Origin of the sequence: Vibrio sp. McD22-P3 (assembly GCF_021568915.1) — a bacterium.
In the GTDB taxonomy this organism is placed as follows: Bacteria; Pseudomonadota; Gammaproteobacteria; order Enterobacterales; family Vibrionaceae; genus Vibrio; species Vibrio mediterranei.
Genome location: NZ_JAKGTN010000002.1, coordinates 231,664 through 248,552 on the forward strand (window position 1 = coordinate 231,664; position 16,889 = coordinate 248,552).

The 16,889-nt window shown below is 43.2% G+C and carries 16 protein-coding genes; 3 read left to right on the forward strand and 13 right to left on the reverse strand.

Annotation, left to right across the window (positions count from 1 at the left end; genetic code table 11):
* Positions 1-29: 29 nt before the first annotated feature.
* The 3 genes from L2W36_RS03105 to L2W36_RS03115 all read right to left on the reverse strand — a co-directional run bounded on the left by L2W36_RS03105 (position 30) and on the right by L2W36_RS03115 (position 2,840).
* Positions 30-818 carry a helix-turn-helix transcriptional regulator gene (locus L2W36_RS03105; protein ID WP_006070308.1) on the reverse strand — a complete coding sequence of 263 codons (789 nt, stop codon included), beginning with the start codon at positions 816-818 and terminating at the stop codon, positions 30-32.
* Between the two features lie 57 nt (positions 819-875).
* On the reverse strand, positions 876-1,550 hold the full coding sequence (locus tag L2W36_RS03110; protein ID WP_006070309.1) for a GntR family transcriptional regulator: 675 nt from the start codon (positions 1,548-1,550) through the stop codon (positions 876-878).
* 186 nt (positions 1,551-1,736) lie between these two features.
* Positions 1,737-2,840 carry a DUF3541 domain-containing protein gene (locus L2W36_RS03115; protein ID WP_236109297.1) on the reverse strand — a complete coding sequence of 368 codons (1,104 nt, stop codon included), beginning with the start codon at positions 2,838-2,840 and terminating at the stop codon, positions 1,737-1,739.
* Positions 2,841-3,084: 244 nt separating this feature from the next.
* Here L2W36_RS03115 and L2W36_RS03120 point away from each other — a divergent pair, with 244 nt between their 5' ends.
* Positions 3,085-3,240 carry a hypothetical protein gene (locus L2W36_RS03120; protein ID WP_198559226.1) on the forward strand — a complete coding sequence of 52 codons (156 nt, stop codon included), beginning with the start codon at positions 3,085-3,087 and terminating at the stop codon, positions 3,238-3,240.
* A gap of 77 nt (positions 3,241-3,317) precedes the next feature.
* Here the strand turns inward: L2W36_RS03120 and L2W36_RS03125 are convergent, their stop codons facing one another.
* Entirely contained in the window at positions 3,318-4,979 is a 1,662-nt protein-coding gene (locus L2W36_RS03125; protein WP_031493454.1) for a methyl-accepting chemotaxis protein, read from the reverse strand.
* A gap of 402 nt (positions 4,980-5,381) precedes the next feature.
* On the opposite strand from L2W36_RS03125, the gene L2W36_RS03130 reads away from it, so the two are divergent.
* Positions 5,382-5,537 (forward strand): hypothetical protein, encoded by a 156-nt coding sequence (locus L2W36_RS03130; RefSeq protein WP_006070313.1) that lies wholly within the window; start codon positions 5,382-5,384, stop codon positions 5,535-5,537.
* 29 nt (positions 5,538-5,566) lie between these two features.
* On the opposite strand, the gene L2W36_RS03135 is transcribed toward L2W36_RS03130, so the two are convergent.
* Genes L2W36_RS03135 through L2W36_RS03175 form a run of 9 tightly spaced genes read right to left on the reverse strand, consistent with a single transcriptional unit; the run spans position 5,567 to position 15,568 of the window.
* Complete coding sequence (locus tag L2W36_RS03135) at positions 5,567-6,070, reverse strand: YgjV family protein (protein ID WP_236109298.1); 504 nt, start codon at positions 6,068-6,070, stop codon at positions 5,567-5,569.
* Positions 6,067-6,696, reverse strand: a complete 630-nt coding sequence (locus tag L2W36_RS03140; RefSeq protein WP_236109299.1) for a hypothetical protein — start codon at positions 6,694-6,696, stop codon at positions 6,067-6,069. The genes L2W36_RS03135 and L2W36_RS03140 overlap by 4 nt, the downstream gene beginning before the upstream one ends.
* Positions 6,697-6,752: 56 nt before the next feature.
* Complete coding sequence (locus tag L2W36_RS03145) at positions 6,753-7,382, reverse strand: bifunctional 4-hydroxy-2-oxoglutarate aldolase/2-dehydro-3-deoxy-phosphogluconate aldolase (protein WP_006070316.1); 630 nt, start codon at positions 7,380-7,382, stop codon at positions 6,753-6,755.
* A gap of 9 nt (positions 7,383-7,391) precedes the next feature.
* On the reverse strand, positions 7,392-8,351 hold the full coding sequence (locus tag L2W36_RS03150; RefSeq protein ID WP_236109300.1) for a sugar kinase: 960 nt from the start codon (positions 8,349-8,351) through the stop codon (positions 7,392-7,394).
* Between the two features lie 14 nt (positions 8,352-8,365).
* On the reverse strand, positions 8,366-9,775 hold the full coding sequence (gene uxaC, locus L2W36_RS03155) for a glucuronate isomerase (protein ID WP_236109301.1): 1,410 nt from the start codon (positions 9,773-9,775) through the stop codon (positions 8,366-8,368).
* 21 nt (positions 9,776-9,796) lie between these two features.
* Positions 9,797-11,260 carry a fructuronate reductase gene (locus L2W36_RS03160; RefSeq protein ID WP_236109302.1) on the reverse strand — a complete coding sequence of 488 codons (1,464 nt, stop codon included), beginning with the start codon at positions 11,258-11,260 and terminating at the stop codon, positions 9,797-9,799.
* Between the two features lie 12 nt (positions 11,261-11,272).
* Complete coding sequence (locus tag L2W36_RS03165) at positions 11,273-13,669, reverse strand: glycoside hydrolase family 31 protein (protein WP_236109303.1); 2,397 nt, start codon at positions 13,667-13,669, stop codon at positions 11,273-11,275.
* Positions 13,670-13,729: 60 nt separating this feature from the next.
* Positions 13,730-15,031 carry a TRAP transporter large permease gene (locus L2W36_RS03170; RefSeq protein ID WP_006070321.1) on the reverse strand — a complete coding sequence of 434 codons (1,302 nt, stop codon included), beginning with the start codon at positions 15,029-15,031 and terminating at the stop codon, positions 13,730-13,732.
* Between the two features lie 18 nt (positions 15,032-15,049).
* Complete coding sequence (locus L2W36_RS03175) at positions 15,050-15,568, reverse strand: TRAP transporter small permease (RefSeq protein WP_006070322.1); 519 nt, start codon at positions 15,566-15,568, stop codon at positions 15,050-15,052.
* A gap of 308 nt (positions 15,569-15,876) precedes the next feature.
* Here L2W36_RS03175 and L2W36_RS03180 point away from each other — a divergent pair, with 308 nt between their 5' ends.
* Positions 15,877-16,866: a TRAP transporter substrate-binding protein gene (locus tag L2W36_RS03180; RefSeq protein ID WP_006070323.1), complete on the forward strand. Its 990-nt coding sequence runs from the start codon at positions 15,877-15,879 to the stop codon at positions 16,864-16,866.
* The last annotated feature ends 23 nt before the right edge of the window (positions 16,867-16,889 follow it).

A 16,889-nucleotide genomic window follows, 5' to 3' on the forward strand; every position in this document is an offset into this window, starting at 1 on the left:
TTATTCAAAGAGCTCCTTTCAGGGGCTCTTTAACTTTTAAGAGGTGAACCTAAACCGTTTCTTAAAGCAAATTGAATGAGCTCCGCCTTGCTATCCAAACCAAGACCAATCTGCATACGGTACTTGTGTGATTCAATGGTCCTTGGGCTTAGATGAAGCAATTCTCCACATTCTTTAGCGGATTTACCTTGAGCAAGTAACGATAAGATGGTCGTTTGCTTTAGCGTCAGTTTAATGAGTCGTTCATTGTCGGACTCTTGAGCAATACTGCCAGCATTGCCATGTAAACTTAAACGTAAATCAGCATGCTGCCAATAACACAACCACATTTCGGCGACCATTTTTATCTGTCGAGCTAGAGTCTCTGTGAACTCATCATAACCTCGTTCAAAGTTGGTTAACGATATTGCTCCCCACGGTTTGGCAAAGAAACTTAGGGGAATAATGGCGTGCCAACGTCCGCCTTGACGAAAAATACGTTTTAAAACGTATTGACTGGATGTCGCTAATTCTACTTCATCAAATACTCGATAAAGTGATTTCGTTTTGAGCAAGCGCAAGTAGTGTAAATGACTATCATCATCCGACAGATAATCGAACTTATGCAGAGGGGGAATAGTTTCACGAGCACTGGAGAGAGTTTTTTGGTCTCGGAGTAGTATTGGAGAGTTTGGATAAACCGTTAGTCTATCCAAACCATAAAACTCAAGTAGTTCTGAGGCGCAGGCATTCCATGTGCCAACAAATTGCTCGATTTCTCCAGCATGCAGTTTTTGGGACTGAGATAAAATCAAAGACTCAAAATTCATTTTCGACATAAAGACTTATTAGCTTTTCAACATACACTAAAAATAATTATAGGCACGTAGATGAAATTAGTGATCGTAACTTTGTTCTAAACAGAAAACTTCTTGAATCGTTTTTGTATTAGCTTGTACAGCGCGCTGAATAATCTCTTCATTTTCATAGCTTACTTGATTGAATGACCCATTCAGTAGACTGAATAGTGACTCAATATCAATCATCTGTTTATAGCTTCTGGTTTTCAGGTAATACAGACGGCGATATCGGGATAGTACACCAAGTATTGTCTTAAGCAGTTGGTGGGAAATAGTCTTTGATTTTTCTTCAGTGAGAGTCAGCAGAAATCGCTGATAAAGTTGCTCTATTCTATCGATATGGTTGAGTGTTAATGGTGATTCTAATAATGCGTGAGATAACTCAGTAACCAAGGTCTTCGCTTTTTTCAGCTGTGCAGGTGCTAGGGGGTATTCTCGTTGAGATAAAAGCTGTGACAAGATGAAGTTTGCAGTGGAAGTGGATTCGATGAACTCTTTCCATGTTAGGTTTGAAACAAAACCTCCCAAATGAGTTTTATATTCGACGAAACCTTCGCTACTTAATGCAATTATGGCTTCTCGCATTGGAGAAAGGCCTACATCATAAAGTTCTGCTAATTCGTTTACTCTGAGTTTTTGACCGGGTGGAAATTGATAATTAATGATATCGGATTTTAAGCGAAGTTTGGCTCGCTCTTTTGCTAGTGACATTCAGTACTCCTTAACCTGAACTACTTTGTAACTAATAATTGCCCGACTGAGTACCGTAAAACTACTGCATTATCGTTGAAAAACGATTAATTATATAAGTGAGATGTATGGTGGTCGATTAACCACTCCGTCAGTTGAATGTTTACTCGAAATTTAGACTACTAGTTAATCGCCATATTCGACGTGCTATTGAGGTTTTGAAATCTTCTTTACGCCGTAAGGGAGTTCAGAGAACAGCTTTGGAACTGTGACTGTGCTTGGTCCCTCTTTGGGCGGTTGCCAATCGAGCAGCATAATAGCAAGGACATTTCGATGTTCCCCATAAGCAAAATCAAAGTCGCCGGAAACTGATGGGATCATGCCTTTATCTTTGTCGATGGCTTTTTGTATCGCCACTCTTGTTTTCGCTACAACAGGATCTTCATCTAACCCAGCAAGCAAGAAACTTAACCCGACTTCTGCTACGACGTCTTCTTTAGTATGCAAAATGATGTCATCGATGTTTTTTCTAAAGTAGTCGAAGATCCACTGGTGCTCTTTTTCGTCGACCAATCGTTGGTAATAACCCGAGTCTGCGAGGATAATATGCGTCATGCCGTAAAGTTTATTACCGAATTGCTGATTGCTTAATCGGTAGTCCTCACCATCAGGGTAAGTTTTTCTAAATGCAGCGATAAATTCATCAACAAGATCTTGTTCACCGATTTGCTTCAGCCAATAGGCTTGATTTGCTAGTTGAGCAGCCCAAGCTGTAATCATTTCTGGGTCAGTTAATACAGTTTCAAAATCGTATTGCTGTAAAATCGACCTTAGTTTTTTATCGTCTTTATGAACGACACCGTATTCATTCAGTCGTGCCAAATAGCGCAACAAGTCCAGTCCCATATAGAAATATTCAGGTTGCTCTTTAGTTGCTTCATAGCGACGTTGGCTGCGTTCATCTTTGCCTTTTTTATAGTCGTTAAGTCTTTGCAGAGAATACGCTCGAATGGCTTCAGGCGTGGTTACATCAGCCGCAATTTCATTCACTCTAGAAGTTACGTTGGCAAGATCACCTAAAACGACAGCATTGTATCTAGGGTCTTGTGTTTGCCTATACATACGCAGTCCGAAGTGACCTTGTTTGTAGGCAGACAGAGTAAATAATTGTGACTCGTAGGTGTCTTTAACCACGTTTGCTGACGCCTGAAAATGTTGCTTGGTTGGTGGGGTATCAAGAGTGATGATACTAGCACCGGTTAGCAAAAATACGCTAACAATTATTGCAACGATCGCCTTGTTCATTTTCATAACGTGCAGCCTAAATGGTAAGTGAAAGGTGGATTGTAAAAAGTTATTAATAAACGTGTGTGATTTTGAGGTTAATTTTTATTCAGAATATTTATGAACACTTGATTTTAGATCCCTCACTTTTTCATTTAGCTTGGTTGTAGAAGCGCATAATTTGAAATCGAATTGTTTTTTCCTAGTCTATGTTATGCAGAGGCAGGGAGGCGGCGCTTCTGTCTAATTCTAGTACAGAAGGAGTGACAAAATGAGAACATTATTAGTGACACTTAGCTTGATATTCGCATCATTCTCAAGCTTTGCTGAAAATGGTGGTGCGCCAGGTACCATCTGTCAGATGGAGTCAGGACAAGTGATTACGACTCATCTGGAGCGTTGTCCTAAAAACACAACCAAACTCTGATCATATGTATGATTGAGAAGCTAACACGAACCAGCGATATATTGCTGGTTCGTTTGGTTTTAAAGTGGAGAAACGGTTTATACGGTAAAACGGGATACCAGTTGCTCTAATTGCGTTGCGCGTTGATTTAGATTGTCACTCCCGCTCTTATTTAGACCTGCAAGTTGTGCGGATTCACCACTTTGGTCTGAAATCACCACGATACGTTGAGCTATATCTTTACCGACAATCGCTTGTTCCTCCGTTGCCGTTGCAATTAGCGCGTTCATATCGTGAATATTAGCGATTGCTCGTTGTATTTCTTCGATGGCGGTAGCGGCATCATTGGTTTGACGTACCGTTTCATCGCCTCTAGTTCGGCTGGAGTCCATCGCTCTGACGGCTTCATCGGAAGCGCTTTTGAGTTGCTCGATCATCTGATGGATTTCGCCTGTGCTGTCTTGTGTGCGGCTAGCTAACTGTCGAACTTCATCCGCTACGACGGCGAAACCTCGTCCTTGTTCACCCGCTCGAGCTGCTTCAATAGCTGCATTTAATGCCAGTAAATTAGTTTGCTCGGCAATATCTTGAATAACGGTCAAAGAGGTGGAGATGTTTTTGACATCTTCTTCTAACTTACTGATAACTGAACTTGCTTGAAGGACTTCATCAGCTAGAGCTTGTACAGACGTTGCAGCTGTATTCACCGTTTGTTGGGCATCTCGGGCATTTTCGTCTGCTTGCTGTGCTGATGTTGCAGCGCTAGTGGCGTTAGATGAAATTTCAGAGGATGTTGTCGTCATTTCAGTCATAGCTGTGGCTACTTGTTCGGTCTCTTCTCGCTGATTGGTAGCAAGGCTATCCACCTGCATTGCTCTTCCTTTCATCGCGCGAGTTTCTTCCACAACAATATGGCTGGTCTCCGAGACGTTGGTAATGATCTCCTGGAGACTGCTCACAAACGCATTGAAGTTCTCTCCAAGACGTTTAAATTCAGGTGCATCGAAGCTCTCCATTCTTGCAGTCAAGTCGGCATCACCTGTCGCAAACGTTTTTAGCGAAGCATCGAATTTATCAAGTGGCTTCATAATGCTTCGGTTGATGAAGGTAGCCATACCAAATACCACAACCAGTGTCAGTCCAGATAATAAAATGATAGTGATAATTTTCGCATTAAGCGCTTCTGTTGCTTGCTGCTCCATAGCAGAAATAGTGGTGTCTATGTCGTCTATGTAAAAACCAGTACCGAGTATCAAATCCCACTCAGGTATATATATCGAGTAGCTTAATTTAGCTTCAGGATTGGTTTGTCCTGGTTTAGGGAAATAGTAGGTAGTAAATGCATTAGATTTGGCGTTATTAATAAGATCTTTAATAAACAAGTTGCCTTTGCTGTCTTTAGCATCGATAAAGTTTTGGCCTAGACCTGAACCATTTTTACCTACAAGCAGACGATTGCCTTTCGAGTCATAGCCAAATAGATAGCCATTTTCTCCATATTCAAGATTTTTAAGTAGCTGAAGCACCTCTTCTCTCTGGCTTTTTTTCTCAATTAGAGGCAGAAGTGAGGACTTAGCAAGTTGTAAGTAGTTGCGCAGTTCTTGTTTCTTATTAACCAGCAAGCTTTCTCGGGTATCATCAAATTGTTGTTGGTTGAGTTCAGAAACCTTTGAGTAAGTGACTCCTAAAATTCCTAATGTAACGAGTAGTAAAGGAAGTATCGTTAAGACATACAACCGCTTTCGAATAGACAAATTCATAACATTCGTATCCTAATTATTATAATAAATACGCAATTATTGAGTTGCGTATCAATAACAAAGCAAGTGGTGTGCCTAAAATTTATTCAGGGAATGGTGTTTGGAAAATAGTTCTTCTACCTGAATGGTTTATAAAGGTTGTGCCCTCAAGTCAGCTAATTTGAAGAAGTGCTTGTCAAATTTTCTATAACGGCTTTTGTTCCGTAACCGGAGAACGATTGCCGCTGAAATTACCGATTATATGATTCAGCGGATAAATCTTGCCATTTAACATATTAATGTGGTTTATCTGTCTGAAAAATAAAGATAAAAATCAGTTTGCGAGTTGATTTCTTCGACTAAGCTATAAATGACGAAGTAAAGGAAATCGTCATTTTTGAACGTAATGACATGGAGAATAATATGAAAGCAGTCTTTATTTTTATGCTAGGCGTTATGTGTTCGTTCGCTTCTATAGCTGAGGAAGGAGGCGCACCGGGTAATATTTGTCTAACGGAAGCGGGTTTAGTTGTCACTACTCACCTCGATACCTGTCCGAAAACGATGACGAAGCTTTAATAACTTGAGGCAAAGTGTTGAACCAGCATCTATGCTGGTTCGTGTTTTTTCATGCACAAGCGATATATCGTGGTGGTATTAGCTATCAGAAATGTACCTTCGACTAGTGAACCGCCGATAGAGCCAATCCACATATTATGGGTAAACCAACATGCGGAGTTGAATAAAATTAAACTCCGCATTTTGATACCAGATGCGGAGAATAATGCCCATGTACCCACTGCGGAACCAATAATTGGTAAGAGCTCTACAGGAGAGGAGACATTGGGGAGGGTCATGCCAAGTAGAATAATAATGAAGAACCACATGGCGCGCTTAGAGCGAGTTTTAATAGAGACGAAAGCACGAATACCATTGATAGCGACACCTATTGCACCAACCACGGCCCCCATCATGGCGAAATGTATCATCATGATGAAGCAAAACGCGACCATACAGTAACGAAACCGAAGGTCGTCTTTTTGTAAAAATGCCATGATTCCAAAGACAAAAGCAATACCACCAACAAGTTGGGCGAATAGCATTAACGTCATTCTAATTGCTTCTCCAGATAGTTCAGGCAACTTTGTGGGCTGGATAAAACGGTAATGTCAAACTGACACTCCGCTAATGCATATGCCATCGACGCTTGCGCTAACAGGATAGCATCATAACGGTCCGTAGAATGTGTACGATGCTCAGTGATAGTGTTTGCAATGCTTGAATTGAAAGCCTGCATTGAGCCCGCGACATAATGTTCCCACGCCGCTGGAATAAATAAAAACTCGAATTGAGAATGGTTGTTGGAGCTTTCTAGTAAAGATCGAGTGGGTTCTATCGTACTTTCAAGCGTAACAGCAACAAGTATCCGACTGTAGCCAATGGTTTGTTCTGCCATCGGTCGGTCGACTCGAAAAACACGGTTATCAGGGTAAGCATCCACAATTGGGCCCAGGGTTGAACAAGTGCAGACAATAAAGTCATAGCCTTGTGTAAGCTGATGGTTTAAATAACCTTGAATCTGCTTGACGATAGAGGGAGTTGGCCCTGTTTTGCGTATGTTGCTTAGAAATGATTCTTGGACATCGTGGAATATGTCATGTTTAGGGAGCGATGTTGCGGCTAGAGGTTTAAAGAGGGTGATGTTGCTCGCTAAAGTGTGCAGGAACAAAATCTTCATAAAAATCCTTTTCGTAATTGCTTGGGAGGCTCCTTCTGGAGCCTCAACAATACAGATTAATTATTCACTAATGCAACCGCTTCACGGGTAAGTCGAGCAAGTTCTTCCCATTCCCCAGCTTCGATTAGCTTTTTATCAACCATCCATGTCCCACCACAAGCGAGTACACGAGGGATCGCTAGGTAGTCTTTGATATTCTTAGGATTGATTCCGCCAGTTGGCATTAAGCAAACATCACCGTAGGGTGCCAACAGTGATTTCACCATACTAACGCCACCAGATGCTTCCGCTGGGAAGAATTTTAAAGTAGTGAGCCCCATTTCTAGCGCCGCCTCAACCGTACTTGGGTTGTTGACTCCGGGTACAATGTCGATCTCAAGCTCTTGACACGCTTTAACGGTATTTGGGTTGAAACCAGGTGAAACAATAAATGTCGCTCCTGCTTCTTTTGCTGCAATCACTTGCTCGCGATTTAAAACCGTACCAGCTCCAATCAACATGTCTGGTTGCGCTTCTCTTAGCAAACGAATCGCTTCGACTGCAGCCTCAGAACGGAAAGTGATCTCTGCAGCAGGTAGGCCGTTTTCAGCCAGCACTTTGCCTAAAGGGATGATATCTTCCGCTTTGTCGATAGCGATAACAGGGATGACTTTAAGCGCCTGTAGTTGTTCGTTGATAGTCGACATGTAAATTCCTTAATTTTTTTTGGTCACGACATCAGTCGCAGTCTTGGGGATTATTGCCCCTTTATGTTGAATTACGATTCCCGCGAGGCGATTGCCTCTCTGACAAGAGTGCTCCATTGAGCCGCCAGCGAGATAACAAGAGAGGAAGCCGCCGTTAAATGAGTCGCCCGCCGATGTTGTATCTACAACATTTTTCACGGGCTGCGTGGGAACGGTTAGGGATTGCTTGCCAAAGTTTTCTGAAACTAAGCAACCCTCTGAGCCCAGTTTTAGCACAACATTTTTGATGCCCTCACTATGAAGTCGTTCTATGGTTACTTGAGGATTGAGGTCTCCCCAAATTAGCTTTTCATCATCAAAGGTGACTAATGCTATATCAGTAAGTTGATACATCTGGCGGTAGTTTTCTTTGACGGTAATAAGTTCATCTGAAGGCCACAAAGCTGGACGATAGTTGCTATCAAAGCTTATTTCGACATCATTTCGTTTTAGCTCGTTAAGTAAGCCGAAAAGTTTGACTCGATCCTCAGTGGGTAAAATCGCTAAGCTGATGCCGCTGAGAAAGACCATATTTGTCGACTTTAGAGCGTGAGCAATGGTGTCAAAATTAGGGTGTTGTAACAGGTATTTTGCGGCTGACTGGTTACGCCAATAGAGAAACGTCCGTTCCCCTTGTTCGTCTAGCTGAATAAGATAGAGACCGGGCGTTCGATCCCCGTCACGCAACACGAACTGCGTATCGATATTTTCATCTTGCCAACGCGCAATCATTCCTTCGCTGATCGCGTCGGTTCCCAAAGCGCTGATAAAGGAGGTTCTTATTAAGGTGTCCTCAGAGTTAAGCTGACAGCCACGGTTCAAATAAACCGCGGCATTAAGCGTATCTCCACCAAACGTCTGATGCATCTCACCAAATGGTTTCCCATTTAGTTCAATCATACATTCACCAATGATGGCGATATGTTTCATCGTAAGTCTCCCAATTACTTGATGGAAAAATAACGCTTGGCGTTGTTAAAACAGATATCTTCAACCATAGGACCTAACAGTGATAGGTCGTTTGGTACTTCGCCATTTTCCGCCCAGCGACCAATCATGTCACACAAGATACGACGGAAATACTCGTGGCGAGTGTAAGAAAGGAAGCTGCGAGAGTCTGTCAACATACCAACAAACTGGCTTAGTAAACCCAGTTGAGACAACTGTTCCATTTGTCGCTGCATTCCATCTTTTTGGTCGTTAAACCACCAACCAGAGCCAAATTGAACTTTGCCCGCAATGCCGCCACCTTGGAAGTTTCCAATCATCGTCGCCATCATTTCGTTATCACGAGGATTTAGGCAGTAAAGAATGGTTTTAGGTAGTTCATTACTTTGATCCATTTCATCAAGAAGATGAGCTAATTCGAATGCGAAGGTACGGTCACTGATGGAGTCGAAGCCGGCATCTGCACCAAGCATTTGGAACATGCGCGTATTGTTGTTTCGCTGTGCGCCAATGTGCAGTTGCATTACCCAACCTAGCTTGGCATAGCGTTTACCTAACCAGACTTGTACCGCAGTAGAAAACTGTGCGCACTCTTCTTCTGTGAGTTTTTCTTCGCTTAAGCGGCGTTTTATCAGGTGGTCTAATGCTTGCTCTGATGGAACTTGTGCGTAACGAACGATTTCAATGCCATGATCGGCTGCACGACAGCCGTGAGCATCGAAGTGAGAAAGACGTCGATCAAGTGCGTCAAGCAGGGTTGCGAAACTGTTAATCTCAATATCTGCTGCGCGGCCTAGTAACGTCATATAGTCTGCAAAACCATCCAACTCAATTTTGAAGGCTTTATCAGGACGCCAACTAGGCAGTACTTCAATATCGAAACTTTCATCATCAGCAATCGCTTTATGATGTTCAAGCGTATCGACTGGGTCATCAGTTGTCCCGGCCATGACAACATTCATTTGCTTCATAATACCGCGTGCTGAAAACTCAGGCGTTTGTAGCAGCTCGTTACAATGGTTCCAAATGGTGTCAGCCGTCTCGGGACTAAGTCGCTTCCCTGTAATACCAAATGGTCGACGCAACTCTAAATGCGTCCAGTGATAGAGCGGGTTACCTAACGTCATAGGCACTGTCTTTGCCCACGCTTGAAATTTGTCGTAATCAGAGGCAGAACCTGTGATCAATTGCTCTTGAATACCAGCTGAGCGCATACCGCGCCATTTGTAGTGGTCGCCTTCAAGCCAAATTTGACCGAGGTTATCGAACTTACGATTGCTTGCAACTTCGGCTGGATTTAAGTGGCAGTGATAATCGTAAATTGGCTGGTCCGCCGCATGCTCATGATAAAGGCGGCGAGCAGTTTCATTACTCAGTAAAAAATCTTCACATAGAAAGTCTTTCATCATTAATTCCTTAACTCACCCTTAAAGTGCCGCGACGGTCGCTTTTGCACCATTGTCGATTAGTGATTGATAAGCGCTCGAAACGGCGTCTATAACCTGAAGGTCACGGCCAATATCAGCTGGGAAAATTGCTTCGATGCCAAGTAATGCTGGGACGACAGTGACATTCAGACCGTGCTGTTCGCAGACACTACGAAGCATCGTCGCCATTGGGTCGCGGACGTCGATTTCGTTACCTTGCTCATCAACACCAGACACATAGCGCATCCAGCCAGCGATGCCAGCGGCAAGCCACTTAAATTCAGAGCCTTGGTCTAGATGGTATTTTAGGCTTCCCCCCATACGTTGAGGGATCTTTTGGCTACCGTCCATCGCGATCTGCCAAGTCTTATGTTTTAAGCTAGGGTTAGTGAAGCGATCAATGAGCAGCTTGGCGTAAGCTTCTAAATCTGTCCCTTCGGGCATCTTAAGCGATGGGGCTTGCGCTAACATCATCATATCGAAAGCGGCTTTGCGATAACCGGCATCTGTCATCGTGTCTGAGATATGAGCGTAACCACCGAGGTAACCTAAGTAAGCTAAGAATGAGTGACTACCGTTGAGCATTCTTAGCTTCATCTCTTCATAAGGCACAACGTCTGCGACAAACTCTGCACCAGCAATGTTCCAATCTGGACGACCAGCTACGAAGTTGTCTTCAATTACCCATTGACGGAAAGGTTCACAAGCAATACCACATGGGTCTTCAACGCCGAGTAGTTCAGTAATTTCACGTAGCGTTTCTTCCGTTGCAGCAGGAACGATACGGTCTACCATGGTGCAAGGGAAAGTTACGTTTGCTTCAATCCAAGCACCTAGCTCAGCATCTAGTAACTTGGCGAATTCTAAAATAGCCGCTTTCGCCACGTGACCGTTTTCTTGTACATTGTCGCAAGACATGACGGTAAATGGTGATAGACCACGTTCGCGACGAACTTTCAAAGCTTGAACTATGTAGCCTAGTGCTGATTTTGGAGAAGATGGGTTTTCTAAGTCGGCAATGACTAAAGGATTGTTCTTATCTAGTCGACCAGTAGCAGGGTCTGCGCAGTAGCCTTTTTCAGTGATAGTCATTGAAACAATGGCGACCTGTGGTTCGGCCATTTTTTCAATAACAGCATCGATGCCGTCTAAACTTGGGTGTAGAGATTCTGTTACTGAACCAATGACCTTGACGTCTGTCGATAGAGCGCCTTTTTCAGCGACACTATATAAATGATCTTGCGCACGTAGCGAAGTAATTAATTCTTCTCCACCGAAAAGGTTGATTTCACAAATACCCCAGTCACTTTGTGATTTTCGCGCAACTTCATCAGTAAAGAGTCCTTGGTGTGCGCGGTGGAATGCACCGAAGCCTAGATGAACGACTCGTGATTTCAGCTCAGAACGCGGGTAGTTAGGTTGGCTTACAGATGCGTTCAGTGTGTGGTTACTGATATTTGTCATTGAATCGGTTCCTTATTTAGCCGCTGAAAGTGGAAACGCATCACCGTTTTGATATGTGTTTCCGTTAACGATGAGTTGACGTTTTTCGCTGTTTGGAAGGTTCAGCGTTAATGTGTCATATGCCGGTAGGAAGTCACCGGTACGAGTAATATTCAAAGTAATGGTGTTGTTGTCGCAAACCATTTCGATATTCAGAGTAATATGGTTGCCTGTTAGATAACCGTTAGACTCACCGTCATCATCAAAAATGCTACATTGACTCTGTCCTACCCCTTGAAGTGGGTAAATATTTAGGCCACGACTGTCATCTTTTTGGGCGTTGGCATTAGCGATTCTCGCACTTGTCGGGATCACTGCACCTGCACGAGCAAGCAGAGGGATGCGCTCTAGTGGTGCGGCGACGGAAATGGTGTTACCAGCGCTATACCATTGACCTGTGTAGAAGTCGTACCAACCATCCTCGTTATTTGGAAGATAGATGTCACGTTCACGTTGTCCTTCTTCTACTACGGAAGCGACGAGTAGATCTTTGCCTAGTAGGTAGTCGTCATTTTCGATAAACGTATTTTCATCATGCTCATGGTCCAGGAACGTAGGGCGAAGCATTGGTTCATCATGAGTATGAGCTTGATACAACGAATCATAGATGTACGGAAGAAGCTGGTAACGAATCTTCATAGCGTCACGAATAATAGGAGTGACAGTTGGATGCATCCAAGGTTCGTTAACGCTGCCATCGTCATTCCAAGAGTGGATGGTGAAACGTGGGTGCATAACACCGTTCTGTACCCAACGAGCGAAGAGTTCAGGATCAGGCTTGTCACCCGAGAAACCACCTACATCATGACCAAGGTTATACAAGCCAGACAAGCTCATACCTAAACCCATTTTGATATTGTATTTTAAGCTGGTCCAGTTGGTTCTGTTGTCACCACTCCAAGTTTGAACGTAGCGGTTCATCCCAGGGCACCCTGAGCGTGAAATCAAGTATGGGCGAAGTTCTGGAGCAAACTCGGTTTGCGCTTCGTAAGAAGCACGCATCATGAGTAATGGTTGCAGCGGGCGAATCAAGCCAACAGGAATCTCTTTGCCGAAACCGAAGCAACGTGCACTCTTGTCCCATATCTCGTATTCGTTGTTGTCATTCCAAGTAGAATCGATGCCTTTCTCTAATAACTGCTCTTTAACATTGTCCTGCCACCACTTGATAGTTTCTGGATTGGTAAAATCAAGGTGTGAGCCGTCCGCGTCCCAGAACACCGAGTTTTCTGGTACGTCATACTCGGAATCTTTAATGAACAAGCCTTTCTCTTTGACTTCATCGAAACGAGGGTGATCATGTAGCAAACAAGGCTTAATATTTGCGGCTAGCTTCAGCCCATGAGCATGGAAATGGTCTGACATTGCATTTGGATTAGGAACTTTTTCGTAGTTCCAGTTGAAGACATAGCGTTTGTCCCCGATAGACGTATAACCCGAAGAAAGTTGGAACGAGTCACAAGGAATGCCGTGCTCTGCACATTGGTCTACAAAACCTTCTAGTAGCTCCTGAGAATTAGGTGCATCTGTGTATTGCATGGTTGAGCCGCTGTAACCCAAGCTCCATTTTGGACCAAAGGCAGTGCCACCAGTTAAACGGACAAACTGTTGAGTCACATTTTTGATGCTTTCGCCGTACATGAAATACAGATCTAGGTCACCGTCTTCGGCACGATAGCTACGGTATTTGATGTGGTAGTTATCCAGCTCATTTCCTAAATCAAACCAGCAACTTGCTAAGTTGTCATAAAAGACACCAAACGATGCGCCACTTTCATCAGAGGTCGTTTTAGTTATATAGAAAGGAACATGTTTGTACAGAGGATCGGTCTTGCTTGCGTCATAACCCATTGCATCGAGGTTGCGCATCTCAAAACGACGACCTTCACGATTGAGGTTGCCAGTCTTCTCTCCAAGACCGTAGTATAGTTCGTTGTCACCACGATTCATAAAGTGGGCAATACCTGGTTCACTAACACCCAATTGGTATGCACCTGTTTTGCGATCTTTAGTTAATGGTTTCCACTCACCGTTTACTTTATGTTCCCACTCCATCCATAGAGGCTGGTGGACGGTTAAACGCAACTGCTCTGTCTCGATGTGTAGAGTATCTTGGTTTTCATAGAGTTCGAAAGTAGGTAAGGTGAACCCCTCTAGTGACATTCTGTCGCGACCTTCCCATGGTACATCGTTACCATCGGGTGCCACCATCCAAGTTCTGTCAAGGCGAAGAGTATTGTGACGTTGGAATAACACACGAATTAGATGGTTCTCTAGCACGAATAAATGAAGAGTGTGTTTGTCGTCGCAGCTTAGAATGATTTCGTTATTATTTTGCTGCTTAAATTGCCAGTTTCTAATGGTCTTCACTTTAGAATTCCTTTCAATAGAGAGAGCCCAAACGGGCTCTCAGAATGATATTTGGTGAGATTAGTAGCCTAGGAATAGTTGAGGTAGTATCAGGCTTACTTGAGGTACGAAAGTCACTAGCATTAGTGCTAGTACCAATACAGCGTAGAAAGGCAGTAATGGTTTGATAACTTTGTCGATCTTCACATCGCCTACAGAACAACCGATAAACAGTGCACTACCTACAGGTGGAGTACAGATACCGATACATAGGTTGAAGGTCATCATGATACCGAAGTGAACTGGATCCATACCTAGGTCCATCGCGATTGGAAGGAAAATAGGTGTAAAGATCAGTAGCGCTGGTGTCATATCCATGAAGATACCGACAATAAGCAGAATCAAGTTGATGATCAGTAGAATGATCAATGGGTTTTCCGATACGGCTAATAAGGCATCACTTATCATATAAGGGATATCAGCGTTCGCCATTGCCCACGACATGCCCATTGACGCACCGATAAGTAGTAAAACAATGGATGTCGTAACGACAGATTCAAGAATAATGCCCGGAAGCTGTTTGATCGATACTTCACGATAGAAAACTACAGCCAGCAATAGCGTATAAACAACAGCAATGGCAGATGCTTCAGTCGCTGTGAAAATACCGCCGATGATACCGCCCATGATGACGATGATTAAGCTCAGCGCTGGTAAAGCATCAAGTGTTTTCTTAATGACGACAGAGGTAGATGGCTTAGCGGCAACAGGATAGCCTCGTTTCTTCGCAATAATAGCGGCAACGATCATAAGGCCAAGGCCCATAATCATTCCTGGTATGTAACCCGCTAGGAAAAGTGCGCCGATTGATGTGCCACCGGAAATAAGAGAGTAAACAATGAATGTGTTACTTGGTGGAATCAATAGGCCTGTTGGACACGAAGTAATGTTAACAGCTGCAGAGTAGGCTGGGTCATAGCCTTCCTTCTTTTGTAGCGGTGCCATAGTGCCACCAACAGCTGCGCCAGAGGCCACGGCTGAACCTGAAATAGCACCAAACATCATGTTAGCAAGTACGTTTACGTGAGCTAATGACCCTGGGAGGCGGCCACCAAGTACTTTTGCGAATTCAATAAGGCGAAGTGCAATACCGCCTTGGTTCATGATATTACCTGCTAGGATAAAGAATGGTATTGCTAGTAGAGCAAAGCTATCAAGGCCGGATGCCATTTTCTGAGAAATAACGGCGATAGCGGCATCAAAAGGTAGTGTCATCATTACCGTTAATAATGACGCAATACCAATTGCGAACGAAATAGGAACCCCTAATCCTAGGAAAAGGAAAAAGCTACCAAATAAAACAATAATTATTTGCCATTCCACAGTAATATTCCTTATTAATTATTGGTTTGAAAGAGTGGAAGAGTTGGTATTTTTTGAGGTCATAAAAGCGATATTCTCAAGAATATCTTGGACCAAATAAATCACCATAAATAAGCCCGCAAGAGGAATTGCGGCATACACTAAACCCATCTCTATACCTAGAGCGGGAGATACTTGACCTGTCGCTAGAGTTTTTAACATTAATCTACCGCCACCATAGACCATAATGATGGAGGCGAAAGACATGCTGATCATATTAATCAGTAACTTCAACTTGTTATGTTTAGCTTCGTCGTGTTCGATTTTCATTGCTAATAAGTCAATAGCAAGGTGGCGTTTTTGTCCTAGCGTATAAGCTGCACCCATCAAACCGACCCAGATAAAGAGAAAACGGGCAACTTCATCAGTGAATGTACTTGGCGCGTTTAATACATAGCGAGAGAACACCTGCCAAGACACGCAAACAACTAAAACACTACTCAGCGAAATACAGAATAAGGATAAAACCTTATTCATTATCGTAATGAGCTTATTCATAACATCTCCTAGTTGACGAAATCCTTCGTCTTATAATTTGGAAAAAGAGCAAGAGGTAAGGTTGAGCAGATTTAAACACAGTAAATTGAAACCGCTTGTGACAAATCTCACAATAAAATTGGTCCAACCAATTTTAGCGATGAAAGTATGACATTGGTCAACCAATTCGATTTTTTACGTTGATTATTGGTTGGTGATGGTTCAGATTGATAGCGTAGTTAATAAGAAACGGAATTTAGCCATAATTGGTTAACCGAATTGTAATAATTAATCCTATAACTGAACATAAATTGAATGGAGACTCCCCTATGCGTTGGAACAAAACAGCACTAACAACTTTCGTTACTTGTGCTCTCGCTGCATCGACTTCTTTTACCGCTTCTGCAGTAACCACGCTAAAACTTAGCCACAACCAAGACCGTAATCACCCTGTGCATAAATCAATGCAGTACATGGCGGATGAAGTGAAAGAGCTGACAGATGGTGAAGTTCGTATCCGTATTTATCCGAATGGACAGCTTGGCACTCAACGTGAATCGATGGAATTGCTACAGAATGGTGCTTTAGACATTGCGAAATCAAATGCGAGTGAAATGGAAGCGTTTGAACCAGCTTATGGTGCGTTTAACATTCCTTATATCTTCCGTGACCGTGACCACTACTACCGTGTAATGCAAGGTGAAGTAGGTGAAAAAATCCTAGATTCCTCTCACGATAAAGGTTTTGTTGGTTTAACTTATTATGATGCTGGTGCTCGCAGCTTCTACGCCTCAAAAGCCATTAAAACACCTGCTGATCTTAGTGGTATGAAAATCCGCGTTCAGCCAAGTCCAACTGCTGTTGAAATGATTAAACTGATGGGTGGTTCGCCAACTCCACTATCTTACGGTGAGCTATACACAGCAATGCAACAAGGCGTTGTTGATGGTGCAGAAAACAACCCTACAGCGCTAACAACCGCTCGTCACGGTGAAGTTGCTAAAGTATTTAGCCAAGATGAGCATACGATGATTCCAGATGTTCTAGTAATCAGCTCTAAAGTTTGGGACAAGCTGCCGAAAGACCAGCAAGAAGCTCTTAAGAAAGCGGCTAAAGATTCCATGATGTATCACAAAGATCTATGGACCAAAATGACGAACGAAGCTATCGAGAAAGCAAAAGATAGCATGGGCGTAGAGTTTGTAACTGTAGAAAAACAACCATTTGTTGATGCAGTGAAACCAATGCACGATGCGGCGTTGAATAACCCTGCAATTGCAGACTACGTACGCGATATCGATGCGTTAGCAGTTCAATAATTAATGAGTTTTTGGGAGCACGA